The sequence below is a fragment of the Bordetella ansorpii genome, assembly GCF_900078705.1.
GTDB classification, from domain to species: Bacteria; Pseudomonadota; Gammaproteobacteria; order Burkholderiales; family Burkholderiaceae_B; genus Bordetella; species Bordetella ansorpii_A.
Map to the genome: position 1 here is coordinate 184,817 of NZ_FKIF01000008.1, position 23,939 is coordinate 208,755.

General features: G+C 58.5%; 22 protein-coding genes and 1 pseudogene. 7 read left to right on the forward strand and 16 right to left on the reverse strand.

Annotation, left to right across the window (positions count from 1 at the left end):
- Positions 1 to 244: 244 nt before the first annotated feature.
- Positions 245 to 583: a helix-turn-helix domain-containing protein gene (locus tag A6745_RS21465; RefSeq protein WP_066131765.1), complete on the forward strand. Its 339-nt coding sequence runs from the start codon at positions 245 to 247 to the stop codon at positions 581 to 583.
- A gap of 125 nt (positions 584 to 708) precedes the next feature.
- Here A6745_RS21465 and A6745_RS28225 read toward each other — a convergent pair whose 3' ends face one another.
- The 3 genes from A6745_RS28225 to A6745_RS28230 form a co-directional block, all read right to left on the reverse strand.
- The gene (locus A6745_RS28225; RefSeq protein WP_197488210.1) at positions 709 to 1,656 is read right to left on the reverse strand and encodes a hypothetical protein; all 948 of its coding nucleotides are present in this window, start codon (positions 1,654 to 1,656) and stop codon (positions 709 to 711) included.
- 275 nt (positions 1,657 to 1,931) lie between these two features.
- Entirely contained in the window at positions 1,932 to 3,623 is a 1,692-nt protein-coding gene (locus tag A6745_RS21470; RefSeq protein WP_066131769.1) for an AAA family ATPase, read from the reverse strand.
- A gap of 220 nt (positions 3,624 to 3,843) precedes the next feature.
- Positions 3,844 to 5,022, reverse strand: coding sequence for a DNA-methyltransferase (locus A6745_RS28230; RefSeq protein WP_197488211.1), 1,179 nt, complete (start codon positions 5,020 to 5,022; stop codon positions 3,844 to 3,846).
- A gap of 166 nt (positions 5,023 to 5,188) precedes the next feature.
- Here A6745_RS28230 and A6745_RS28235 point away from each other — a divergent pair, with 166 nt between their 5' ends.
- Positions 5,189 to 6,163 carry an HNH endonuclease gene (locus A6745_RS28235; RefSeq protein ID WP_082853217.1) on the forward strand — a complete coding sequence of 325 codons (975 nt, stop codon included), beginning with the start codon at positions 5,189 to 5,191 and terminating at the stop codon, positions 6,161 to 6,163.
- Between the two features lie 207 nt (positions 6,164 to 6,370).
- Here A6745_RS28235 and A6745_RS21475 read toward each other — a convergent pair whose 3' ends face one another.
- The 4 genes from A6745_RS21475 to A6745_RS21490 all read right to left on the reverse strand — a co-directional run bounded on the left by A6745_RS21475 (position 6,371) and on the right by A6745_RS21490 (position 10,151).
- Complete coding sequence (locus A6745_RS21475; RefSeq protein WP_066131773.1) at positions 6,371 to 7,297, reverse strand: recombination directionality factor; 927 nt, start codon at positions 7,295 to 7,297, stop codon at positions 6,371 to 6,373.
- Positions 7,298 to 7,597: 300 nt separating this feature from the next.
- Positions 7,598 to 8,587, reverse strand: coding sequence for a YqaJ viral recombinase family nuclease (locus A6745_RS21480; protein ID WP_066131782.1), 990 nt, complete (start codon positions 8,585 to 8,587; stop codon positions 7,598 to 7,600).
- A gap of 75 nt (positions 8,588 to 8,662) precedes the next feature.
- Positions 8,663 to 9,625, reverse strand: coding sequence for a DUF932 domain-containing protein (locus A6745_RS21485; protein WP_066131785.1), 963 nt, complete (start codon positions 9,623 to 9,625; stop codon positions 8,663 to 8,665).
- Positions 9,626 to 9,704: 79 nt separating this feature from the next.
- On the reverse strand, positions 9,705 to 10,151 hold the full coding sequence (locus tag A6745_RS21490; protein ID WP_231886068.1) for a hypothetical protein: 447 nt from the start codon (positions 10,149 to 10,151) through the stop codon (positions 9,705 to 9,707).
- A gap of 537 nt (positions 10,152 to 10,688) precedes the next feature.
- Between A6745_RS21490 and A6745_RS21495 the strand changes: the two genes are divergently transcribed.
- The 3 genes from A6745_RS21495 (at position 10,689) to A6745_RS21505 (ending at position 16,317) form a co-directional block, all read left to right on the forward strand.
- On the forward strand, positions 10,689 to 12,725 hold the full coding sequence (locus A6745_RS21495; protein ID WP_066131788.1) for an ATP-dependent nuclease: 2,037 nt from the start codon (positions 10,689 to 10,691) through the stop codon (positions 12,723 to 12,725).
- On the forward strand, positions 12,707 to 14,464 hold the full coding sequence (locus tag A6745_RS21500) for a UvrD-helicase domain-containing protein (protein ID WP_066131791.1): 1,758 nt from the start codon (positions 12,707 to 12,709) through the stop codon (positions 14,462 to 14,464). Before A6745_RS21495 ends, A6745_RS21500 begins: the two co-directional genes overlap by 19 nt.
- A 626-nt stretch (positions 14,465 to 15,090) precedes the next feature.
- Complete coding sequence (locus A6745_RS21505) at positions 15,091 to 16,317, forward strand: tyrosine-type recombinase/integrase (RefSeq protein WP_066131794.1); 1,227 nt, start codon at positions 15,091 to 15,093, stop codon at positions 16,315 to 16,317.
- Positions 16,318 to 16,650: 333 nt separating this feature from the next.
- On the opposite strand, the gene A6745_RS29105 is transcribed toward A6745_RS21505, so the two are convergent.
- From A6745_RS29105 to A6745_RS21525, 6 genes and pseudogenes are all read right to left on the reverse strand, one after another.
- Positions 16,651 to 17,187 carry a hypothetical protein gene (locus A6745_RS29105; protein WP_066131797.1) on the reverse strand — a complete coding sequence of 179 codons (537 nt, stop codon included), beginning with the start codon at positions 17,185 to 17,187 and terminating at the stop codon, positions 16,651 to 16,653.
- Positions 17,188 to 17,477: 290 nt separating this feature from the next.
- Positions 17,478 to 17,753 carry a type II toxin-antitoxin system RelE/ParE family toxin gene (locus tag A6745_RS21515; RefSeq protein ID WP_066131800.1) on the reverse strand — a complete coding sequence of 92 codons (276 nt, stop codon included), beginning with the start codon at positions 17,751 to 17,753 and terminating at the stop codon, positions 17,478 to 17,480.
- 59 nt (positions 17,754 to 17,812) lie between these two features.
- Positions 17,813 to 18,010 (reverse strand): type II toxin-antitoxin system RelB family antitoxin, encoded by a 198-nt coding sequence (gene relB, locus A6745_RS29750; RefSeq protein WP_066131802.1) that lies wholly within the window; start codon positions 18,008 to 18,010, stop codon positions 17,813 to 17,815.
- Between the two features lie 117 nt (positions 18,011 to 18,127).
- A pseudogene (gene relB, locus A6745_RS29755) lies at positions 18,128 to 18,277 on the reverse strand (type II toxin-antitoxin system RelB family antitoxin); the annotation flags it as partial.
- Positions 18,278 to 18,352: 75 nt separating this feature from the next.
- Positions 18,353 to 18,604, reverse strand: coding sequence for a hypothetical protein (locus tag A6745_RS28795; RefSeq protein ID WP_156513485.1), 252 nt, complete (start codon positions 18,602 to 18,604; stop codon positions 18,353 to 18,355).
- Positions 18,605 to 18,646: 42 nt separating this feature from the next.
- Positions 18,647 to 19,930, reverse strand: coding sequence for a DUF1173 family protein (locus A6745_RS21525; protein ID WP_066132322.1), 1,284 nt, complete (start codon positions 19,928 to 19,930; stop codon positions 18,647 to 18,649).
- 301 nt (positions 19,931 to 20,231) lie between these two features.
- Between A6745_RS21525 and A6745_RS28800 the strand changes: the two genes are divergently transcribed.
- Positions 20,232 to 20,561: a hypothetical protein gene (locus A6745_RS28800; RefSeq protein ID WP_156513487.1), complete on the forward strand. Its 330-nt coding sequence runs from the start codon at positions 20,232 to 20,234 to the stop codon at positions 20,559 to 20,561.
- Positions 20,562 to 20,650: 89 nt separating this feature from the next.
- On the opposite strand, the gene A6745_RS21530 is transcribed toward A6745_RS28800, so the two are convergent.
- Entirely contained in the window at positions 20,651 to 21,262 is a 612-nt protein-coding gene (locus A6745_RS21530; protein ID WP_066131805.1) for a helix-turn-helix domain-containing protein, read from the reverse strand.
- Positions 21,263 to 21,425: 163 nt separating this feature from the next.
- Here A6745_RS21530 and A6745_RS29720 point away from each other — a divergent pair, with 163 nt between their 5' ends.
- Entirely contained in the window at positions 21,426 to 21,662 is a 237-nt protein-coding gene (locus A6745_RS29720; RefSeq protein WP_407922748.1) for a transcriptional regulator, read from the forward strand.
- On the opposite strand, the gene A6745_RS21535 is transcribed toward A6745_RS29720, so the two are convergent.
- Both A6745_RS21535 and A6745_RS28260 read right to left on the reverse strand, forming a co-directional pair.
- Positions 21,659 to 22,060, reverse strand: a complete 402-nt coding sequence (locus A6745_RS21535; protein ID WP_066131809.1) for a hypothetical protein — start codon at positions 22,058 to 22,060, stop codon at positions 21,659 to 21,661. The two genes, A6745_RS29720 and A6745_RS21535, sit on opposite strands and share 4 nt — an antisense overlap.
- 105 nt (positions 22,061 to 22,165) lie before the next feature.
- Positions 22,166 to 23,914, reverse strand: a complete 1,749-nt coding sequence (locus A6745_RS28260) for a transposase family protein (RefSeq protein WP_197488213.1) — start codon at positions 23,912 to 23,914, stop codon at positions 22,166 to 22,168.
- Positions 23,915 to 23,939: the final 25 nt, after the last annotated feature.

Below are 23,939 nucleotides of genomic sequence, written 5' to 3' on the forward strand. Positions count from 1 at the left end.
GTTGATGTACTAAAAGCTCCTGAATAAGCGAAGGAATGGGTTCATCGGCAACTAATGCAGCAATGACATGATGGTCTGTGACACGTGATTAGTTCGGACGCCTACTGGGGTGCCGGTTCACACACCTCACACCTGCTAAGGTTTGTGGTGCTATAGGTGTTTACGGGTCTAAATTGTACTTCTTAAGTTCTTAACCTTCTAAAGCTCAAGCCCGACTATTAGGGTCGGATTTGAGGGGGAAGGTTTGGATACGGATCAACTAGCAGAGCGGATCGGACGCGCCATCGCAACGCGACGAGCTGCTCGCGGTATGACACAGGAGGAGGTGGCCGAAAGGCTGGGCATCGGCCTAGCGGCGATTTCCCGTCTGGAGCGGGGCTTGATCATGCCCACGGTCGGTCGGCTGGTTGAACTTGCCGAAATTTTTGAATGCAATGCAACAGACCTAATGAACCAGGTCAGCGTGGGTGCACATGATCAAGCCCAGCACTTGGTTCAGGTACTTTCAGGGTTGAGCGAGCATGATCGCTCTGTGCTCGTGGACGCTATGGAGCGTATCGCTGCCTGTCTGGGGCGCCGTTGACGTTGCCCTGTCACTATCTGTCGGCGTGACCTTTCCGAGGTGCTGCTGTTCGTTGTAAATCGACGATGTGTCAAACCCGTTTACTAGGCGTATAGCAGAAACATCTTACCGGGTCGAATGATTGTTTAGATAGTCGCGATGGTGGCTGCCCATGGACTGAGCACTGTTCCACCAAGATCGACGAATCCAAGGCATCCGACAGGGGCACCCATCCTTAACGGTGCCAGTCCTCTGTGAGCAAGGGCAACGACACTTCTGGAGAGTATGTCGCCTGCTGCTTCCCCTTGCGCGTATGCAGCATCCCGTGCATATCCAACAATTTGTGGAACTGCGTCTAGAATGGCCCCGTGGGCAGAATCTGGATCGCCAAACCACTTGCATTCGATGATGGAGAGTATACGGCCCGCCCGTTCTATAACAATGTCGGCGCGGGCAGTACCCGCTGCAGCGCCCAGCGAGGCAGCCAGATCTTTCGCCATAATCTCCCCCGGGTCAAGATCAGCATTGGGTCGCTGCGGAATAGCCCGCTGCCAGCGTATTTCGATGTCGCCGACTTTAGCTGCCGGACGACCGGCAGCGAACGACGCATCCAGTACACACGGATGGCCCGTCGCTCCAGCTAGAGCGTCGCCAACCTCTAGCAAGACGGCTAGTTCGAATTTGCGCCATGTCTCCATCCCAGGCAAGGTGTCACCAGCCAACAGCGCAGCCACACTCTCCGGCTGGAGCGCATCTATGCCAGCAAGGGTGGAGGCACAATCCCAAGAGAGCCGGTAAAGCGGTGCCCTGGCTTTGGCAGCCTGCCTGCGCTCGTGCGATCCAATTCTCGCCCGTCCAGCAGGCGTGGCCAGCAGGTCTCTCATGGGAGCTACCTTTAGGGCATCGTCGAGAATGGCAAGCCGCTCCTTGGCTGGGCCATCGAACAATCCACCTCTCACATGTAGCGCCGCCGCCCGGAGAGCCTTCCTTGCGGCGTCGAGGGTCTTTGCGAGCACGCGGTTAGGGCCAGCTAACCAGGTTGCAGAAATCTCCGTCACGACGAACGCGGAAGGATCGAGCGTGATGGCTTGCAAGAGTGCTGAAGCCGCCGCGTCGGGTGGGCCAGGGATCTCGCCGGAGACCTCCCGGCGGAAGCCGTCAAGTGCCGGAGATACTTCGCGTGGCCTCGTGGCAAGGCGAGCCGCCAATGCACCGACCGGCCGGGAGAGTGCCCACCACATCCTGAGAGCATCTATATCCTCGTGGCGCACGGGGGCCACCGGCCCGTTATATGGAGACCGAGGCCCCTTGCTGAGCCAACGGAGTAGGCCACGCAGGCAGATCTCATCCAAATCGGATGCAGAGACTGTCAAGCCGAGAACTCCGCGCAGTCGAGGGCTAGCCTCTCCGCTCTTCCCATGTCGAGCGCCCATTCAGCAGAAATGCCGGTGGCTAGGTCGCCCGCCTCACGAGGGGAAAGTCCATCCATTAGGGGAAGGACGCACATGCGAAATGCGGAAAGGAATGGCTCGGCGGTCGCACCGGCTGGCAGTGCAAAAAGATCGGCGGCGGGATCGAGAGCCTGGATCGTTCTGATGAAATCGACAATGGGCGCTCCGCCAATTTCTCGGATGGTATTGACAGATCTCCACATCGCTCCAATAGGATTCACGGGAATGGGGTTAGGAACCGCGACACCGATTCTATTCGCCATTTCAGAGACAAATACATCGAGATCGGCTGGAGCCCCGACCTTAATCCAGGCAAAGCGCCGGCTGAGAGCATATGAGATTTGACCCAGTTGAGTCTTGTCATAGGTGTTCAGTGTGCAGATAAGACGCCAAGCAGAATCCGGCGCATGCTCATGGGCCGCCATGCCGGGACGTGGCTCGGGATGGATGATGTGAAATGGGCTGGTCGGATCGGCCGCATCTACACGGCACGGTAGAGTTGAGGACTGACCAGAGAGGATGGAGAACATCGGTCCAAGTACCTTGTCGATGGGACAGCGGTTAAGCTCGTCGATGATGGCCGGTTTGTCGAAATTCCTAAGGAGTGCACCGGGGATAAATCCGATAGCTCCTCCGCCGAGCGGTTGGTATCCGCCGACGAGATCCTGTTGACTCCATGCTGATGAGGCGGTGAGCATTAGGTAAGAACCGTCGCCATCGTCCCTCTCAGAAAGTTCCCGAGCCAGATACTCGGCCAGAGTCGTTTTACCCGTGCCGGGCGGACCGTACAGGATAATGTGGCGTTTGCCGGAATTGACTGCGGCTTCGATCTGCCGATAGACCGATGGATCGATCCCGACGAGCGTTGTGTCTTCGGCAAGCACGAATGGGGTTTGGCCAGGTGCTGGCGCAAACACGGCCGCTAGATCGGTAACGAAACGGTCGCGGTCGGTGTCCTGCGTTCCGTCATATAGGGTAGCGCCCAAAAATTGGGCGGTGGCAGCACCGACCTCGTCGTAGGTTGTCCCCGCCGCAGCAGTCAGAGTAACCGGTGCTTTGACGACGGCACGGAATGCGAGCGGATAGCTCGCCCTGGCGGTTCCGCCACCAAAATTAACCGTACCGTTCACTGGGTTAAAGTCGGTGAGTGGATCACCTGACGTTCCTGCCGGAAGCGGTATAGCGAAAGCCACCACAAGGAGGTATTCCCAGCCGGTAGGAAAAATCCACGCTGCGTCCGGGCCGGCCGGCTTCACGGCTGGCATAACTCTGAAAGCGCACACTGCGCAAGAGCCGTCCCGATTGTTAATATATCCAATGGTTCGGCTCATGCCCATAGGCTGCCCCGCGGGGTCAAGGGCGAACCGTGTGGCTACGCCGCCTTCGACTTGCCCCTCGACCTGGAGTATCCAACGGGGGGGCTTGCTTGAGACCGTATGAGGGTTCTGCCAGAAACCTGCCGTTGTGCTTACGGGCTCACCCAAGGTTAGCGCCTTAGTCCCCGAACTCTTGATCGACAGACCGCGTGGACCAAGCATCGAGGTCTGGACATCGTCTTTGAGCGCTTTGAACACTCCGAGAATATCTTGAGTTGGCAGAGGAGCGGCCATGCCTTTCCTTTTCGTTCTTGTTTTTCCAAAGGCGGATATTTTCCGGGCTTGGAAAGTACAGGTCAACTATTCGGCAAACACTGTATCATCAAACAGATCAAAGCCGAGCGAAGCGGTGAACCGCTTAGATCTGAAGAGCGAGAGTCTGGTGACTTAGACGGCAAACTTGCGGCTACAAACTTGCCGCCCCCTTCTCGCTAAACCTATTTACAGTCGGCGTCTATCTTGTTGCGCCACCGTTTGCAACGAGCGGTACTTGAGTCTCATCTACGGGCTGTGAGCATGGCGTACTGATAGAGTAATTAGCGGGACGCGAGCGCGTCGTCTCCATTCCGTGTTGGAAGCGAGCCATCGCTCCACGAATATACTCACTCGAGAGCTCGATACAAGCCCACTTGCGATGCAAGTTTTCTGCAACCATGCCAGTAACGCACGATCCTGCGAATGGATCAATCACCAAGTCACCCGGGTCAGTCAACATCCGTATGAAATATTCGGGAAGCAATGCCGGAAACCGAGCTGGATGAATATCGATTCCGTTTTTTCGACAATAGTCCTGATATTGCCCATTGCTTTCTGTGTTGGCAATAGCGAGTAAGTTTGGAGGTACAGACCCACCATTGTCCTTCGAGAATTTCTCCGAGATATCATGCCCCGATGGTCGAAGCTTTGCTTTGTAGCCGTTTCTTAGAAGCCCTTTCATAGAGTCTGAATACGGTGCCAAGATACGTTTGTTATTTGCCTTTGGATATGGCGTTTTCGAGAGCCACCATACGCAGTTAACAGCGTCCTTCACGCGCACCCTACGAATGTTTACCCATTCAGCCGGGGATGGCAGTTTTGCAGGATTCCACCAGTAGTGCTCTTGTGCAAGATGGAATCCAAACTCTTCACAAAGCATAATTAAAAGCTTGAAGTGATAGAGCGATCGCGTTGGCATGCCAGGTTTCCATGCACCTCCGATGTCGATCACCAAACTTCCATCATCGCGTAACGCCCGATTGAATCCTTCGGCAAATGGCCGAAACCAGTCGCAATAGGCCGCTGCGTCTTCATTGCCATAGGACTTCTTGCGCACCAAGCCGAATGGGGGGGAGGTCATGATCAGGTTGACGGAATTGGGCTTCGCTCGGTGATGTAGGTACTCGAGCGAGTTTCCGTTATAGATTTTCCCCAACTTGGTTTCATGGGCGACTGAGAAGGGGCCATAGCTTTCACCATTAACCCGTTCGGGCTTCTTGTCTTGCTTGGCTGCTACGTTATGTAGATGACGAATGTAGTCGCTTAGCGACTTGAATCCCAGCACATTGGATGTCGCCTCCATTTCGTGCCGCTCATTGAGCGTTAGCCGAAGGCTCGCGATGTTATCTCGAGGTTCGGAGATATGCGGACGGGCCATGCGTTTCCTCAAAATTTGCGCATGTTTTTCACATGCATTTAACTGGCAGTTTATTGTAATACAATAACCCAAGATAGTGGTAGAATTTCTTTTGCAAGAAGACTCGCTAGAGAGCCCTCATCGGAAGGTAGGTATGATCTAGCAATGGCATTCACATGAGGGGTCTATGGCATCCATTTCGAAAACCGATCTTTTGGCGGAATTGCTTGATGGAGTAAGAGCAGGAGGTTGGGTCCCTTTTGTCCTGGAAGAGAAGCATCCCTTTTTGCTCAAGGCTACGAAGGCCAACAAGAGCATCGAGTTTCGGGTTTACATTTGGAACTGTACGCACGGTGGTAAAAGTCGCGCACGAGACGAGTATCGAGTCCAATTCACGACAATGCCGCGCCAGCGGCTTCAAGAGAAAACACTACTGCTGGGCTGGCACGATGACACTCAGGTATTTGCCGCGTGGGATATAACCACCCACGACAATCAAGATTCGATATCACCATCTGCGCAGATCAAGCTGAGCACCTTACAAGCAGCTCATGATGGGGCGTTTGCGACGCAGAAGAAAGACAACGAAATTGTTGTCGCATTTCAACCATTTCTATTAATCGAATACGTGCAGGCGTTCTCGTTGCTGCATAGTTCAGGTAAAGCTCATCGAGACATAGCACTGCTTGATGATCTCGAATCGCTGGATGACGAAGAAATTGCAGGCATATCAAACAAAGAGCGCCGAACGGTAATTGCTACAATCAAGAAAAAGTATCGAGAACGCAGTTTCCGAGAGAAGGTGCTTCAGGCATACAAAAATCGGTGCGCTTTCTGCCGTGTACAGTTGGGCTTGCTAGATGCTGCCCACATCATCCCAGTCTCGGCACCGGGAAGCACGGATGAGGTCGTGAATGGTGTAGCGCTATGCAAACTTCATCATTTGGCATATGACACCAACTTAGTGGCATTTGATCAAGATTACAAAATAAAAGTGAGCGCAGCCCGAGTACGGCAGTTGTCAAATGCAGATTTGAGCGGAGGTTTGAAAGGTTTTAAAGCGGCTCTTGAGGGGAGCCTCGCGCTTCCAGATAATGCTCGACATCATCCGAATCGTGGGTACATTCGGACCTCGCTTCGGCTCCGGGGGTGGAAACCGTAGAAACGCTTTGAAGACGGCATATGCCATCATGTACGCACTTTAGTCGGCAGCACATAAAGTACACGCTCGATGGACAAAAGTAGGTAGCGTGAGGTTCATTGCCGTGCCATGTAGGGCGCTACTGCGATTTTCGATGCCTTTCGCAGATGAAAAATGATTGGCCAAAGCCAACTATCGCCCAAGATAGATGCTTGGGCGGTTTCCATATCAGCATGACGGCTTCTTCCTGGCAGGAGGCGCGACTGCTAGTTTGCTGGCTTTGGACTGAATCTTGTCCGCAAGGCTGCTTGAGGGCGGTGAAACATTACCGCCATCCGGTCGTAGGCATGATGGTTTTTCAGAGAAAAACTCTTCCACTACAACCGGAATATCCTCCTCCGATTCCTCAACCGCGCCATTGGCATACCCGTGGCGGGCGGCTTTATCTAGCGCATCCTGATCGAAGCCGGCTTCGCGGCGCTGGGCTTTGAGCCGCTGCGCGTCCTTGATGGCATCCGCCAGCGACATCCCGCGGCCGACGACCAGGTCCACGTAGTAAATGGCCGTACGAAAGCTCTGCGTGGTGGATTTGCCGCGCAGGCGCAGTTCCAACGGCAGGCAGGCCAGCAGTCCGCCCGAAACGGCGTGGAAATAGCGCATCCGTGCCGCGAGCGTTCGGATCGAGTTGTACGACGTGGTGCGCAGCACGAAGGTACCCAGTTCGTCCTGATCGCCGATCACGACATACAGCCGCCCGTAGGGCTTGCATTCCCGATTATGGAAACCGCAGCCGTCCGGTGCGGCGCAAGGCAGCGACTGCATCCCCTCGCTGGTCACGCGACGGCAGGATTCGCCGTCGCCCATGCAGACGAGCCGCCCGTCCTCGCGATCGAAATAGGAATAGTCCGCTCGCAGGTTCAGGTCAGGATCGTTGAAGGGCAGCAGGATATTGATCGCCCGCAGCTTGTCGCCGCCATGCAGCTTGCGCTGCGCGTCGTCCTGGGGATGCAGCAGCCAGCCGTCGCGGGTCTGCACCTGCGTGGTGAGTTGAAATTCGTCGCTTTTCTCGGGAAGCCGTTTGCCGTTCTTCTCCACGACACGGCCAATGGAAATCCGCCCGACCACGGGCGGAGTGATCGCCAAGCCTTTCAGCATGATCGTTCTCCTATATACAGTTAGAGAGGGGGATACGGACGCAAACTGACTTCCGAAACAGGCATCCAGGGCGAGCCGGAATCGAGCAGATAGCGCGCGCCCGTGGGCGTAAAGGGCGCAAGGATGGGTGGGCCGGTAAAGGCCAGTGACACGAAGCCGGAATTCGACGCCGGCCGGGTTCGTGTAGATCACGCGGTCCCTTGAATCGCAGGGGCCGGCCGTTCTCCGGAGCGAAGGGTTTCATGGCGTCATGCCATGCCACGACCCTTTCTACCCATTCGTGGTGGCTATTCATACTGCTCAATCCCGGATCAGAAATCGACGAGTTCCCGGTTTCGTGACGGCGTATTCGGCCACAAGCGCCGGGTGATCCAGCAGCAGTCGGTCCACGTCAAGCTCGGTGCTGTCCTGACTACGCCGAAACAGCACGCGGCCCGTCTCGAAACGGGCTTCGGAGGCGTCCCCCATCGCCTGCTGGAGGGTCTGCCGGAATTTTTCGGTCTGCGCCTCGCTGACCTTGATGGCCGCGCGCAGGTTGACCAGGTCAGCGAAGGTGGCCGACAAGTTCCGGTCGTCGCTGAAATCCACGGCAGGGGCGTTGCCGGGGTAAAGCACGCGCAGGGCGCGATCCGCCGATTTCGAACCATCGGCCGGGGGCGGAGTGTCGCTGGTGACGTATTCCCAGAACCCGGCCTCCAGGGTGATGAGGCGGGAGATCAGTTCGTCGTCGCGCAGGATGCGATGGACTTCCAGCCGTTGGCCGCAAATCAGGACGGCGACATGGGCAGCCTGCTTGCCCGTGACGGCAAGCTGATGCTGGACTTGGAGTTGCACGTATTCGGGTACGCCATCGCACCAGAGCTTCGCGCCGAATTCCCCCGCCGTCTTGCATTCCAGCAGTTGCACAAGCGGCGTGCCGACCACTTCCCGGTCGAGGTTGGCGAGCATGAACCTGAACTGCGGATGTTGTAGGACGGCGTTGACCTTGCGCACACGGTTGCCGGTCTGCTGCGTGTAGGCCGCCGCCACGATAGGTTCGAGGTAGGTTCCCCAATACGTCGGGTGGGTGGTGTCCTTGGGGTCGATCTTGGGCAAGTCAGCATCGCGGCCGGTCTTTTCCATCCAGAGTTCGAGTTGGGATTTGTAGGGCGACAAACCCACGGCAGCCGCGGCGTCCGAGCCGCCAATGCCGGTCTTGCGGACTTCCAGCCAATCCGCCCGTTCGAGTTTGCGGGTATTGACCAGGCGCAGGGCGGGCCGGTTTTCCGATTTGTGCTTAGGTAATGCCATTTCAGACCTCCATAATGCAAAAGCCCGGTAGCCGTGTGGGGCTACCGGACCTATGCCGTGTGATTGATGAATGGGTCATGCGACGAGTTTCAGCGCCTCGTCCCATGCTTTCTGCTTGAGGGTGGCGCCGGCACCGAACCAGGCGGCGTCCAGGCGGTGATCGTCAGAACGGGCGCGGCGGTGGTGGTCGACGTACTCGGTGATGGAATTGACCAGGCCCCAGGCCGTGCCGGAAGCAGAGGCCAGATTCGCCCCCTTGCCCTGACCGGCGTAAAGACCCTGGACAGCCTTCAGTCCTCGCTCGTTCAACCCGACCATTTGCTGTTTCGGGTTGTTCGTCGGATAGGTCAGAATCTTGCGAAAAAATGCCTCGGCCGCCGCATCTGCGACTTTGCGCTCGGCCAGGGCTTTCGTGCGGGCCATGAAACCATCCCAGGCCGACACGGTGATGCCAAGCTGGCGCTTGACGGCTTGGGGGTCGAATTGACTGCGATGACCGACCTTCACGGCGCCGGAACTGTCGCCCAGTGCAATGGTGAGCGTGTTGTTGCAAACGACACGAATTGATGTGAACTGTGCCGTAGTCGCCAGCGTGCCATCGCAGGCGGTAGCCAACAGCAGGTAGCCTTTGACTTCATCCTTGCCTTTCAGGCGGACGGATTGGCCGGTCTTGGCGAGCGCCCAGAATTTGCGACCTTCCTTCAGGATGCCAGCAGTTTCCAGTTCGTAGCCGCCCGCTTCGGTCAGGTCTCGGTAGAACTCCAGCACTTCGCGGGGCTGCACGACCTGAAAGCGTTTGGAGACGACCGAGAGCGGAGTCTTCGTGTCCGAACGGTACAGCACCTTCTGCTCGGGGAAGCCGTGGATGGAACCGAGCCCTTCACCGGGAATGACATAGCGCACATCAGCGGCCTCGATCTGCCAGGCCATGCCGGCTTCGCGTTGCCACATTTCGATGGGCTGCCTAGGGGAAAGCGGATTGCCCAGGCCATGCCAGGGTTCTTGACCGACATAGGCCATGGTTTGCACGAGATGCATTTGAATTCTCCACAGGGCATACCGCCAGACCCCTTATAGGTGGTCTGGCGTGTATGACGTTGAAATGAAAGAGGGGTGATTACTTGGCGTTCAGGCTGAAGCTGTGGCCGCAGTCATTGCACTTGTAGTCGTCCAGCACTTTCTGATCGACCAAGTTGCCGAGCGTGACGCCGGCCATACCACCCGCCACGGCGCCTGCTAACGATGCGACAATGGCACCGGAAATTGCTCCGGCGATGGGACCCGCGGGTGGTGCCACGAAAGCACCGACGGCAGCACCCGTGCGTGCACCGGCTATCGCCACAGCGAAGGCGCTCGTCGCCCCTGCGGCGGCGCCGATTGCGCCACCAATGCGTCGGCCGACGTGACGCGCTTCGATATGCGCGGATTGGCACTTGGGACAGATGATGGGGACGTGCGGGGTTGCGGCATGCGGGAATGGACGCCCGGCATGAGGAAAGGAGTGGTTAAACATCTCGGGTTCGTCTTCGTCCGGGTCGGAGTAGGGGGCGGGGTGGTCATTCACAAAAAATTCCCCCACGACGTTTGGTGTTCAGCGCCCAGACTGCGCCGGCAAGAAAGGCCACGGCAACTGTGGCCAGGATTTCATAGGAAGAAAAAATCATCATCAATCTCCTGAAATGGAAAATGCCAGTTGGTGCTGGCATTTGTGGAGCAGCGCGCTTTGCTGTTCAGGAGCGTGATATATGCTTGAAAAAATCTGAAATTACTGCCGTATCTGGCGGCGGGTAGGTGGCACTTGTATGCCCATGGATGTTGCTCACTAAAGGAGCGCTGCGAGGGTGCTCGTGAAGGACGGTTCTCGGCCAGAAGCGGAAGTTCGGTTGGTTCACGCGAACGTCTGAGGAAGGCTGATTCCGGTACTTCACCAACGGCCGCTTAATGCCGGCTCTGCGGTGGACGATGATCTAGGGCTTTCGTGCTGTATCTCCGTCCACCTTAAGCATATCTCGTCTACTATCATGGCGGGCTCAAACAACGTGAGATCCCCTGGTAATGACATCAAGACTAAGGCGCGTGGGCAGAGATAGGGAGACCAGATGTGAAGCTGTCCGAAATTGCCATCAAAAACTTCCGGCTGCTGCAGGACGCGCGGATGCGGCTGGACACGGCGGACATCACCACGATCCTCGTCGGCCCTAACAATAGTGGAAAAACCTCAGCGATTGAGGGAATGCTGACCTTTCTGCAAAGGCCGATTAAACATCTGTCAATTAACGACTTTTCTTTGGGTTGCCGCCACGCCTTCAAGAGCTTTGAACAGCATGTTCTGACATCCCCCGCGGCTCCGGCCGGTGGAGAGGCTGCCGCAGGTCCGGCGCCAGTGGTTCCTCCCCTCCCGGCCTTGCCTGCCATGTCGTTGCGGCTGAAGTTCGATTACGACGACACGGGCCCAGATTTGGCCATAGCGGGCGAACTCCTGATGGATCTGGACGACACGTCCAACTCGGTAGTGGTTGAAATCCGGTTCGTGGCCGTTGATCCTGATCTGCTGGCGCAGGCATACCTCAAAGACCGGGACCACGATCAGTCGCTTGTCGACTATCTCGCGTCCACACTGCATGATCACTACAAGCTGGACCAGTTCAAGCTGAGTTCCGACGGTAGCCAGGCGGAGCGTCTGCCGGACCGCGGCATCTTGCAGCGGCTGATCCGTATCGACGTCGTCAGCGCACAGCGTCATATCGACGATCGCGAAGAAGGCAGCAAGGTCACCCGCCTGTCGACGCTGCTACACGCCCACTACGAGCGCCGCTACAAGGTCGACTCGCCCAGCGATTTCAAGGCGCTCGAGAAGACGCTGCGGGACCAGTCCACGGCCCTCGGCCCCCAATACGTCAAGGCGTTCGACGGCCTCATGAAGGGGTTGGCCAGGTTTGGCCACCCTGAGTCTCCTAAGCTGACGGTCCGCGCCGAACTGAGCGCCGATGGCCTGTTCAAGGACACCACGCGCGTCTACTATGCTACCGTGAACGCAACTTCGACACCGGGCGAGGGGGCCGTGGCGGCGATTGACCAGGCGTTCGAGCTTCCAGAGCGCTATAACGGCCTCGGGTTCAAGAACCTAATCTACATCGTCCTGTGCCTGAAGTCCTTCCGTGAGGACGTGGAGTCCGATCCCGAGCACCGTCCACGCGTCCATCTAGTGGTCGTCGAGGAGCCAGAGGTGCACATGCATCCTCAGATGCAGGCGGTATTCGTTCAAAAAGTCAGCGAGTTCCTCAAACCCTCCGTAGGCGAAACTGCGGTGCAGCTGCTTCTGACGACACATTCATCGCACATGGCGGCCAACTGCGGTTTCGCTCCGATCCGCTATTTCCGGCGAAACAAGGGATCGGTCGAGATTAAGGACCTGTTGTCCTTTGAGTCTTCCGCGACGACTGCTCCCGAAAAGGCCGCAATGGAGTTCCTGCGGAAGTATCTGACGACGACGCGATGCGACATGTTCTTCGCAGACAAGCTCGTGTTTATCGAAGGGCAGGTCGAACGCATGCTACTGCCGCGATTGATCACGGCCCTGGATGTCGCGTTGCGCGATAAGCTCACCTCGACCTACGTCTGCACGGTAGAGGTAGGCGGTGCGTATGCACACCTCTTCCGAAAATTGATCGAGTTCCTGCAGTTGCCAGCGCTCGTCATCACGGACCTGGACTCGATCGATGGCACATCCAAGAAGAAGGCGCCGGTCGCCAATGGGCACGCAAGCAGCAATGCAACTCTGTCTCAATGGCTGCCAGGAAGTTCTGATTTGCCAACGCTGATGGCTGCTGGTGAGGCGCAGAAGACGTCGGGTCGGGTCCGGGTTGCTTATCAGGTTCCCGAAGCGGCAGGCCAGCCGTGCGCCCGCAGCTTCGAGGAGGCATTCGTGTACGCGAACGCGGCTTGGCTGATCACGAACAAGGCCAAGCTTTTAGGCACCAGCGAAGCGTTTACTCATGCAGATGCGGCAGATCTGGCCGCCGACGCATACAACGTTAGCCTGCCCAAGGTCGACTTCGCGCTTGACTTGCTGGCCAACGAAGGCTGGGTAACGCCCATGTACATCCGCGAGGGGCTCGAATGGTTGGCGAAGCAGTAGCCGCAGGCGTGGCCGAAAAGACGGCAGACGAGCGTATCGCCGAGTGTCTTGCCGAAGGCCGGAGTTTTGTTCTCGACGCCGGCGCCGGTGCCGGCAAGACCTACTCCCTCGTCGAAGGCCTCAAGAAGCTCTGCGCACCGCCGGTCGCCGACCGGCTGAGGCGTGATGGGCAGCAGATCGCCTGCATCACCTATACCAACGTGGCCAAGGATCAGGTGATCGAGCGCATCCAGGGCAACCCTCTAGTTCGTGTGTCCACCATCCACGACTTTTTGTGGAACACGCTGCAGCCCCATCAGCAAGCCCTTCGGCAGGCTCTGCTCGAACTCAATGCGGCCCTCCCCGCCGGGAGTACCCGTCGCGTTGATCCGGCCGAACTGGAAGCAAGGGTCGCGGCACGGTTCGATGTGAAGTATTCGGATCGGGGATCCAAGTTCCTCGAAGGACGGATCCACCACGACGACCTGCTGTCGATCGCGCGCATCGCCTACACCCGTTACGACAAGCTGTCGCGCATCGTAGCGAGCCGCTACCCGTTCATTTTCATTGACGAATATCAGGACACCAGCGAAGCCGTGGTCGACGTCCTGCTACGTCGGATGTTGCCGCTGGTCGGTGACTCGCTCGTGCTCGGGTTCTTCGGCGACAAGATGCAGAATATCTATCACCAAGGCGAGCACAAGGGAATTGGCGAGCTGCCTGCTGAGCTGGCAGCTCCGCTGGAGGTCATCGTCAAACGCGAGAACCGTCGCTGCTCTTTGCGCGTCATGGATGTCTTGAACAAGATCCGGACCGACATTACGCAGACTCCCGGGAACAATAACGCACAAGGCGATGTTGCATACATTCGCGTTGCGACTGGCGCCGATGAAGCCGGTCTCCAGCGCGCTCGGGATCTGCTCGCGAACATGCTGAACTGGGACTTGACGGGCTCGGAAACGCGCGAGCTGTACCTGACCCATCGCTTGATCGCCCGCAAAGCTGGTTTTGCCGACCTGCTTCAGGCCTTCACTGATAGGGGGGCTTTTGCTAAGGACGCCCTCACCGATGGCTCTGACCGGCGGATCTCGTTTTTCCTGGACAAGGTTGAACCGCTGGCCCTCGCCTGGGATAAGGGGCAGATTGGCGAGACGCTGGGCAGGCTCCACGGTGCAGGCCACCGACTCGCCAGTCGTGCAGCCAAGTCAGGTGTTCGCGATGCGCTCAACACACTGATGGCAAAGCGCGCTGCTGGGACGGTCCGTGAAGTGCTGGAGACGATTCGAGATCGACAGCTTTTCCCGCTGACTGATGACTTGGCCCTTAGGCTTGCGAACACGCAACCCATCCTCACCGCGGACATGGACGACGCTGCGAAAGAGCGCGAGCAACTGGACGCGACTCTGTACGCAGCCTTTTTTGGGCTACCGTATCAGCAGGTCGCTGCGTTCGCCCAGTTTTACATGACCAGCACTCCATTCTCTACCAAACATGGAGTCAAGGGTGACGAGTTCGATACTGTGCTTGTCGTGCTAGACGACGCCGGCGCCGCCTGGAACTTCTACTCTTTCGACAAGTACCTATCCGGTGCGGATGAGATGGCAAACCCGGGGCGTGCGAAGCGCTCTCGCAACGTCTTCTACGTTTGCTGCTCTAGATCTCGGAAGCGGCTGGCGGTAATCGATCTTGCGGGCGCATCTGCAGCGAAAGCGGAGCGGATGCGCGCACTATTCGGTGCCGATCGATGCCATGAGGTTTAGCCTGATGGGGCGGGTCCGTGACATCTCGAACTTGCCTTCGGCCTCGCTTCCCAGACGAAGGTCGACGCAGGCGGTCAGTTTAGCTCGAACGTTCATGGACAGCTTTCGCGCGGTGAGTTTGAGGCTGTGACTGACGGCAATCGCTGCAAAGCCGACACCTACGCACGAAAGCGCAACGACTGCGACGGGTCGGAAGCGGGCGTCGACGTAGGTCTGCTACGGCCAAGAGCAGTCTCCCGATTAGCAGAGACTGTTGGCTATACATAGGGCCGACAGCGGAAGTCCAATAAGCTGCTAAAGTGTGCCGGGAGTCCGAGACAGTACAGAGAGAGCCAACTGAAGCCAACACTTTTGTTGGTACTAGTGTTGGTATTTGGAGTCGAAAAAATTTAAGAAACCTAGGATTTATGCGCGTTTCAAGGCATGATAGGAATGACCCTCTGCCGCCAGTTACCCCAAACTCTACCGTCCGGTAGACGCTGGAAAGCACCAAGAATCTCTGATAAGTTGTTGATTCTGCGTGGTTTTTTGGCTTCTATACCGAACTAATAGCAACGGTAGCGATCGGTGGCACCTGGTTGGTATGTAGGTATCGGTGTAGGCATCCGCGCAAAACGGAGGCAGCGATGCCTACAAATACCCTCAACGACACGCAATGCCGCGCTGCGCGGCCGGGCGAGAAGCCGTACAAGCTTTTTGATGGCGGCGGGCTCTACCTGTTCGTGACTCCCAGCGGTGCCAAGAGTTGGCGCCTGGCCTACCGCTTCAATCTTTCCTCCAAGACGATGACTTTCGGGCTATACCCGGAGGTGACGCTTGCCCAGGCCCGCGCCCAGCGCGATGAGGCCAAGGCCATCTTGCGTCAGGGGCGAGACCCTGGTGCGGAAAAGGCCAAGCCCAAGGAGGTCGAAACGGTACTCACGTTCGTCAAAGCATCCGACGATTACTGGGATGGCCGGGAGGACATCTCCGAGAGCTATCGTGCCAATGCGAAGAATGCCATCCGGCAGCATCTCGTCCCGCAATTGGGGGAACGCGATGTGCGAACCATCACCAAGCAAGATCTGCTAGGCGCGCTCAATGCGATGGACGCGGCGGGCCTGCTTGACTACGTGCGCAAGACCCGAATGTGGGTATCCCAAGTGTTCGAATACCTGCTGGAGCAGGGCAAGGTCGAAAGCAACCCGGCAAGCCAGATCAATCCGCGCAAGGCGTTTCGTCGCCGCAAGGCTCAGCACATGGCGGCGCTGGAGCAGCGCGATATACCCGAATTCATGGCGCGGCTCGCGTTGGAGAATCCCAGCCTGCTGAGTGTCATCGCGTGCGAAATGCTCGCATTGACGTGGACGCGCACCAAGGAGCTGCGCATGATGAAGTGGGAGGAACTGGAATGGGAGCAAGCCTTGTGGCGGGTTCCTGCCGACAACATGAAGCGCGGTGAATACCACTTGGTGCCGCTGAGTAAGCAGGCGCTGCGTCTGCTGGCTCAACTGCGTCAGCGCAGCCGCGGGAGCGTCTACGTATTTCCGCACGAGACGCGGCTCGACAGGCCCATGTCAGAGAATACGATTCTGTTCTTGATGTACCGGATCGGCTACAAGGGCCGCATGACAGGCCACGGATGGCGCAGTGTTGCATCGACGTGGGCTAACGAGCGCGGCTACAACCCCGATGCTATCGAGCGCCAACTGTCCCACGTGCCCCACGATCCCGTGCGTGCCGCGTACAACCGTGCGGCTTATCTGCCGCAGCGGCAACAGCTATTGCAAGACTGGGCGGACTGGCTAAAGTCATGCAAGCCGGATGCCGGCGTTGAGCAAAGTGGAGAGGCGCCAGCCCTTCGTCTTGCGTGACAGGTCCACGTCCGGCGGGGGCAATTTTCCTTCGAGAATCCACCGCCGGACAGTGTTGGAAGAAACATCGAATTTCTGCTGTAAGTCCGGTCGCCAGATGATGCGGTCTTCACCGGGTGTCTGCCCAGTGTTGTCGGCACCAATGGGCGGCATCGCTTGCTCAGTCATGTGAACCTCCAAGAAGGGCACGACTATATTTCGTCGTGACCGACAGCGGCACTTGTTGGCAAAGCTCGCGGGGTCGAAATGACCGCTGCCGTCTTGCGTTTGCCTACCGTCAAGGACAAAGATTTTGCCGTGGTGGTGGCCAACTCTGCTATGAGTACCAGCCTCTCAAAGGGATATCCACTCCGGCAATTGTTCATTCTCTTTGGCATCTGATGGACGCCTGCCAGGAAGCCATGCCAGGCGATGAGTGGCCACCAGGTGGACCGCTAACTCGTTGCTATCGGCGGCATTGATTTGCAGCCGGCACCGAAAGCGCCGTTGTGACCCTACGGGCTGGAGGTCCACTGTGATCGTGGCATCGCGGTAGCCAGGCACGTTGTTGTACGCCACCAAACTTGCCGCCGCATCGAGTTCGCCACCAGACGGATCAGCCGTCAGCAGGGCATAGGTCCGAGCCAAGGTCTTCGCTTCGGTAGCCAAGCGTTCATGCTCAGCCACCGTCGCAGCAGCCATCGAGACGAGTGCGACCCACGATGCCCCGACTCTGTCCAGGGCCTGGGGAATGGTGTAGCCCATGCTGTCGAGCCAGTCATGCCGGCTCAGTACCAATGCAGCCATCAACTTCTCGCCGGTGGATTGCACGCCCCAGCCGCCGTTGGCCGCGTCGAGCACTTTGGCAACGATATGGTCGAATTCGGTCATGGTCGCTCCTTGGCAGAATCCCCGGTCCCGACCGGGCCAGCGCGTCGCGCCCGAAAGAGAAAGCGTTGCTTGGGCGCGGTGCAATGTCCGAAGGACAGGCGCAAACAGGGCACAGGCGGCCCTGGCGCTGCCGCCGAGGCCATCCCTGGTTGGGGAAGAAATGAAGCCCGCCAAGCCGATGGGAAAGGAGGCTTATGCCGAGCGATTCGGCGAGGGGGCGGCTGGGGAAAAGGCCTATAGACCGCTGGCAAGAGAAGTCGCGGCGGACCTACTGTCTCAAGGTGTCAAGCTCAGGGATATTCCTGCCGTGCGTGCAGCACGCTGCGAACTACCACGCGGTCGGCCTCAACTTCGTAGACGACCACGTAGTTGGGGTGTGCAACGACTTCTCTGGTGCCCGGCACGCGACCGGCACGAAAAGCATAGGGGAACTCGGATGCCGGCAAGATTGCAGCTTCGATGCGGTCGTGCATTTCAATGGCTGCTCGGACGCTGACTTGGGCGATGTAATCCGTGATGGCGTCAAGGTCATCCAGCGCGGCCGCACTCCAGATGATAGGCAACATGGTGAACGGTTAGGAGCAGGTGCTGGGCTCGGACGTGACCAGCAGGGCCGGCGGGATAATTAGCCCGCGGAGTTTTCCTCGTCCGCCAGTTTCCGCCTGAGTTTTTCGCGAATACGCGCCATTGCCTGGTCGTGGGGAATCGGCGGGCGGGGATCGTCCCGGCTCGCTTGTACCTTCGCGCGAAGCCAGCGGTCGTAGCGCGCCGCTTGTTCCTCGGTTTCGAATTCCGAGACGATAGGGGACAGGGTGTGGCCCATTGCGTTCTCCGTTGACCCCCTTAGTGTACGGTTTCCACGGCCTGTTGGCATTCGTTCGCGAGGAGTGGATTCATGCCCGCTGTTGATCGAATCGATGAGGGCTTCCATGCCGGCGCTGACTTGGTCATGCGGGATGAATTTGGCCCCAGGCGCGTCGGCTTCGCGTACCGCAGCGTCGACTTCGGCCCGGAACCAGCGGTCATAGCTGGCAGCTTGGTCTTCGGTTTCGAACTCTGACGCACTGGGGGGCGGTGCGCGGTGGCCCATGACTTTCTCCAGTGATGGTCACACGCTGAGCGGGAACGGGCCGGGAAGAGGGCGAGGAACCGCTACCCCTTGCCTCTAGAGCCGCAGCGGCACGCCGAAGATGGAGGCGGTGACGTTGAACACGACCCTGATATACCACCAGATGAATTTCAACGTCGGCAACAGAACGTACCGCCACAGGCCGACCGCGAGCCGCGGTAGCCAGACGGTGGTAGCCATGATGAGGACGGGCACGGCCGCGCGCCAGAAAGCGGCCCAGCGATCTTCCGGCGTGGGTTGGAGCGACGGGCATTTGGCCTGGTCGCGAACAGGATGCGGAGTAGGCACGATCAGCCTCCCACAAATCGACCCGCCCGGGGATCGGGTCGTTCAGCGATAAGGCGACGAAACCGCATCAGGCAAAGCGGGAAACGCTTGCCCGGCGGATGCATCCCAGGACCACCAGCCGCCTACGTCGTATTTAGCATCGTAGTACTGTACCTTGTCAGCCCGGCGACGCAAATAGTCCGCGTCGCTGCGACCCCACGCCTCCATTGGAAAGTCCCGGCCCGCATCAAGCAGCCAGAAGTCGGGAAAGGTGTGCTCGTTGCTGGCATCGAAGCGCAACGGCTTCTCGAAGCGGCGCCCTTGCGTGACCAACCAGTCGGCCGCCTGTGCCTCATAGGTCGAGTCCACGGGAATCCAATCGCTGGTCACACGCATCAACGCGACGTCTAGTACCGCGGCACGCGCAATGCCGTTGATAAGATCAGGGACATCGGTCTGCAAGACTGCGATTGTTCGGGCCCCCTTCCTCCAAGCGTTCAGTTCTGCGCCAAAGCGCTCATTCAGGTGGGTCCAGATGAGCGGTTTCACGGCCAAGTGGGGAATGCCATGAAAGCCAGCGATCGGCAACGTCGCGCCGCCCTCGGCCTTTGCCTGATGGCGCGCCAGTGGCGCGATGACGACCAGCCGGCGCGATTGCTTCGATGCCGCCTCGGCGGTGGCGCGATTGCGCTTGGCTTGGGGGCCGTCAGCCTGGGGTGTGGCAGCCAGCAAGAAATGAGACAGGCGGCTTCGTCCAGTCAAAATGTTGTCCGCAGCTTCGAGCAGGTGATGGTGCACTACGCCTAGGTTCCGCTTGCCAGCCATTTTTGGCGACCACCGATTAAACCCCGCTTGTGTCCAGACGAAGTGCAACAGGCCAAGCAGTTTCATCGAAGGCTGCTTAGTGCCGCGCCCGCCAGGGGAGGGTGGAGCCGCCTGGGGCGTGTCTTCATCGTCCACTTGGTTAGGGGCACGGCGCAGCAGTCCGTGCCGCAGCCGAATGCGCCATTCGCCGTCGTCGGTCTCCTGTACGACGCCTTGTTGGTAGGCGCCCAGGCCGGAGCTGGTCGGGTCGGCATGCCAGTACACGCAGTCGGCGGCATGCTGCGGACCTGTGCCCGGGAAGCGTGCCAGGTGGTACGTGTCGGCATCCGCGCGGCATCGTATCGACAATCGCTTGGCGCCATTGCCCGAGCACCTGCACCTCACCGTTGCCTTGCCGTAGTTTTGTTGAAGCACGCTCTTCCAGGCCAGCGCAAACTCGCTGCCGCGCTGAAACGCCGCGTCGTAGATGTTTAAACTACCTTTTTGCTCGATGACTGCTGGATAAAGCTTGCCGTCCATCATGTCGCTCTCCATCTGGAACGCGCCAGTGTAAGGCGCTCCGACGGGCACACATTCGGACTGGAGCGCTCATGGAACGCCGGTTCGGATGTGTACGTATCGGTTGGGCCGTCAGCAAGATGCCACGATGCTGACGGCCCTCGGCGGGCTTTCACCGCGCAGGCTCGTTGGTCGCCGAGCCCATCGTCGCCCATCTGTTACCCGCCACAGAAGGCCTGCTTCTCAAGCTGGGGCGCTCACATGGGACGGGTCTTGGACGACGATGCCTTTGCTTTTCCGGCCTGAACCAAGCCAGGAAAGCATCATGATGGTCAACGCTCGGCTGCGCCGCCGCGTGTTCGGTGGACACGCGGACTTGACCATCCCCTGTGAGACCAGCCCACCTGCCGCGCTCTGCACGCGACCCGCCTCTCGGCTGCTTGGTGTGCTGGATCTTGCCGCTGTCTTTAATGTCCGGGGCTGTGCGGCCTGCTGCTCCCCTACCGCGGCGCCATCACGGCGGACGCGAGACGAATTGGTGATTCGCTGGTTAAAGATCGAGGTAGCGAAACGCACCAATACGGCGGTTTCGGTCCTTGTTGAGCACAAGATATCCGCAAAGCTCTGCTCGGTCAAGAACTTTGGTTGGCAATAGTTCGGTAAAAGTTTATTTCATTGTCGTGCGTTTGCGACGCCAACTGCTGGTCATGGCGAGAAAGTCCTGCAAGCAGGGTGGGGCGCTGGTCAAGGCGGAGTGCTATGGCCATCGCCTAGGGCGCCGGCAATGAAGTCAGACAGCCTCACATCTAGCTCGCGCTGTTTGATCGGAGAGAGCGACTCAAAATCGGCTAGCCGCGCAGCGTGGAAAGGCCAGTAGCCGGCTGGGTGCGGTTCCTGGGGGCGCGTGTAATCGCTCGTGTTGTTCGTTTGCTCGCCCGTCTCTATCCAGGCCAGCGGCACGTCCAAGGCCGCAGCCAAGGCCTCGTAGTACCGACTCCGGCTGCCGCGCTCGATCTTTGAAATGGCCGCACTGGATATCCCGGCCCGAGTGGCAAGCTCACGTTGGCTAAGACCCAGTTCCGATCGGCGCTGTTGGATTCGCCGGCCAATCTCAAGATGCCGATCATTCCGGCACGCGGCAGGTTTCGGGGCGTGCGCAGGGTCGCCAGAGGCCAGCCATTGCATCGGAACATGCAGCCCTTCCGCCAGCTCCAGCATATAGCGGGTGCCACTGCCATTTTCGATCTTCCGAATGGCGGTATCCGAAATTCCGGCTCGAGCGGCCAGCTCACGCTGGGTGAGGCCAAGCTCCAGGCGACGCTGCCGCACGCGAGCGGCTAAGTTCACGGTGTCCATATCCCGTGATTTTATTCCAGTGGTGATAACTGAACAAGAACTTATAACAGGCTTCCCGTTGAGAAATGGCTACCTAAGTTCTATCATTGCAGTTATGGGACAGCTTGATGACGATCACTCGACAGACGACCCAGGGCCGTCATATTTCGGATTGCTCTCGGCCATGAGACTGGCGGGCGGGACGCAAACCGCACTGGCACACGTGCTCGGCGTGTCGCAAAGCGCTGTCCACAAGATGCTCAATAGCAAGCGTCCCCTCAGCCCTCATCACTGCACCACGCTGGAGCGGCAACTCGGTGTACCAAGGTGGTACACGCGGCCTACGGACTACTGGACGATATGGCCGGATTTACCGCCGCCGGCATGTATATCACCCCGCGCCAGGCAGCCTCAACGCTAGCGAGACGGTCGCTTGGACCGTTTTTTCGCAGCCTTCGCGGCTTTCTCCGCTTTGGCGCCGGCGATGAATTCACCGATGCGAATATCAAGCTCAGTTCGGGCGAACGGTGATAGGTCCTGATAGTCGGCGTAGGTGGAGTGGGCAAACGGCCAGAGCTGCTCAAGCTTGCTGGGCGGCGTGGGATCATCGCTCTCCAGATACCGCGGCGGTAGGTCGAGCGCACGTTCCAGCGAACGCGCCCGGCGAGGGCCGAACGATTTGTCTCGCAGCAGAGAGGATATTTCACCCTGGCTCAGGCCGTAGTGTTTGGCGAATGCCGTTATCGAAGGGAAGTGGTTGAAGATCCACTTCTTCAACTTGGCCCTCCGAACTTGCATATCTCGGTCATCGATGTCCATGCCGCATTCTCGGGTGATAGTCTTGATATCACCAAAAAGGAATTATGAAAAATTCCTTTTAAGGAATTGGAACGCTGACCAAGGTTTTCGGCGGCCATGCAATATCTACTTGTCCGTGCCCCGGATGAGCGAATTCAGCCAGCGCGGGCTGACGTCCAACTGGTCTGCTATCGCTTCACGAGTGCGATGCCGTAGCCGCGCGTGAATCCAGTGAATCAGCCGATACGTTGCACCGAACTCCATGCTGATCGCTCGAGATGGTGCCTGCGAAGCACGCCCGCATGTGTCGCACCGATAGATCGGCTGCGTCACGTGCAATCGCGTCGGAAGCCCGTCGATCGGGACGTCGCGCACGATGATGGTCCTGTTCTCATGCGCGGTAACTTTCCTCGAGCCGCAGTGCATACAACGGTCAACCTTCTGAGTCGATACGAGTGAGACGTGGTGCTGTCCTTTGCGCCGTCGGCAACTGCTGACGACATAACCGTTCAGATGCACTGTCCCGTTGAGATCGAGCAGTTCTTGGGCTTGCCCACGATCCCGCAACGCACGGACGATCCTGTGGACAACCGCACGGGACGCACCAGTTTGGGCAATTAGTTCGTCGACGGACTGCGATTTCACTCGATCCGCCAGCCACAGGAGGAAACGATCGGTCGCTGCCAGTTCCAGATCGATGCCGGCGGTGAGCTGCTCGGTATTCTTCCAGCAGCGTTGGCATTGCATCACGATCGAGCAGAAATCGAGTTTGACGGTAGCGTCGTCAGTCGGGATGTCCCAGACTGTGCGCCCCCGCCGCCAAGTCGGTTTGATGTCTGTCGACTCGCAATGCGGGCACATTGACATGGTCGGTTGAGCCTGTAGGCGGATCAGCACCTGTCGCTTGCCACTTGCTGGGGCCGTCTTCCTGGTCCGGCTTGTCTTCTTGCTTCCTGTGCGCGGACCGCCAACGACGATAGTATCCGGTGGTGGGATCCAGCCAGGTATCGGCACCGCATCAGGGGCAACGACCTGGTATATACCCGTGCTATCCAGGATCTTGCTAACTGCGCTGGCCGTTATGCCGCTGTCTTTTGCTATGTCTTCCTGGCTACGAGATGCACCCTGGGCGCATACCCAGTCGACAGCACGCCGCGTCACCCGCGGCGCGGTATGAAGACCAGCGAGACTGGGTGCATCAATCCGAAACTGCCGCCCGCAATCCAGGCAGCGTCGGGTCTCGTAGTTCGATAGGACGAGCAGAACCTGGCGACCATCATGCGGCTCATCGCAGATTGTCAGCTCTTGGGTTTTGACGATCTTGCTACGGATCGATCCGCAGTCCGGGCATGCATGTGCCTGTTCGACCACCTTGACATGAACGATCCAGACTCTCGGTAAGGCGGCGTGATGGGTGGCCTCATATCCCGCCAAATCGAACCAGGCTGGAGCGCCTTCCACGAGATCGCCGTGTGTGCCAGCCTGATCCAAGAATATTTGCTGAATCGATGAGCGGCGCGCAGCCGTCTCGATCCTGACCTCCTCGACATCCCGATGGGCCTGCGTGGCAAGCCACTTTGCTAGGCGCTCGCTTATGAAAAGCCGCGTGTCGATCCCAGGTGGCGCGTCGAGCGGTCTGCGACACAGCGTGCATCGCTGACCCCAATGGTGCAGCCATAGCGTGACACTTTCATCTTTGTAGGGTAGGTTCCGAATGCACAGCATTGGTAACGCGGTGGTGAGCCACGGCTGGCCCCGAGAGCAGCGCTCACAATCTAGGGAAGGAGAGGCAAGCCGAACCTGTAGCGAATAGCCGCGTGCTGTGCGTTTCGCGCCGATAATTGTGTAGCCGAGCCCGCGCCAGTAGTCGTCCAAGGCCGCTCGTCTCAATGTTTCGGCG

Bases quoted from the DNA above. Each gene is read 5' to 3' on its own strand.
- A6745_RS21480 (WP_066131782.1), bottom strand. From the start codon at position 8,587: ATGGCATTACCTAAGCACAAATCGGAAAACCGGCCCGCCCTGCGCCTG.
- A6745_RS28230 (WP_197488211.1), bottom strand. From the start codon at position 5,022: ATGGCCCGTCCGCATATCTCCGAACCTCGAGATAACATCGCGAGCCTT.
- A6745_RS29720 (WP_407922748.1), top strand. From the start codon at position 21,426: ATGAGACTGGCGGGCGGGACGCAAACCGCACTGGCACACGTGCTCGGC.
- A6745_RS21500 (WP_066131791.1), top strand. From the start codon at position 12,707: ATGGTTGGCGAAGCAGTAGCCGCAGGCGTGGCCGAAAAGACGGCAGAC.
- relB (WP_066131802.1), bottom strand. From the start codon at position 18,010: ATGGGCCACACCCTGTCCCCTATCGTCTCGGAATTCGAAACCGAGGAA.
- A6745_RS21505 (WP_066131794.1), top strand. From the start codon at position 15,091: ATGCCTACAAATACCCTCAACGACACGCAATGCCGCGCTGCGCGGCCG.
- A6745_RS21470 (WP_066131769.1), bottom strand. From the start codon at position 3,623: ATGGCCGCTCCTCTGCCAACTCAAGATATTCTCGGAGTGTTCAAAGCG.
- A6745_RS28235 (WP_082853217.1), top strand. From the start codon at position 5,189: ATGGCATCCATTTCGAAAACCGATCTTTTGGCGGAATTGCTTGATGGA.
- A6745_RS21535 (WP_066131809.1), bottom strand. From the start codon at position 22,060: ATGGACATCGATGACCGAGATATGCAAGTTCGGAGGGCCAAGTTGAAG.
- A6745_RS21475 (WP_066131773.1), bottom strand. From the start codon at position 7,297: ATGCTGAAAGGCTTGGCGATCACTCCGCCCGTGGTCGGGCGGATTTCC.
- A6745_RS28800 (WP_156513487.1), top strand. From the start codon at position 20,232: ATGATGGTCAACGCTCGGCTGCGCCGCCGCGTGTTCGGTGGACACGCG.
- A6745_RS21485 (WP_066131785.1), bottom strand. From the start codon at position 9,625: ATGCATCTCGTGCAAACCATGGCCTATGTCGGTCAAGAACCCTGGCAT.
- A6745_RS21515 (WP_066131800.1), bottom strand. From the start codon at position 17,753: ATGTTGCCTATCATCTGGAGTGCGGCCGCGCTGGATGACCTTGACGCC.
- A6745_RS21530 (WP_066131805.1), bottom strand. From the start codon at position 21,262: ATGGACACCGTGAACTTAGCCGCTCGCGTGCGGCAGCGTCGCCTGGAG.
- A6745_RS21525 (WP_066132322.1), bottom strand. From the start codon at position 19,930: ATGATGGACGGCAAGCTTTATCCAGCAGTCATCGAGCAAAAAGGTAGT.
- A6745_RS29105 (WP_066131797.1), bottom strand. From the start codon at position 17,187: ATGACCGAATTCGACCATATCGTTGCCAAAGTGCTCGACGCGGCCAAC.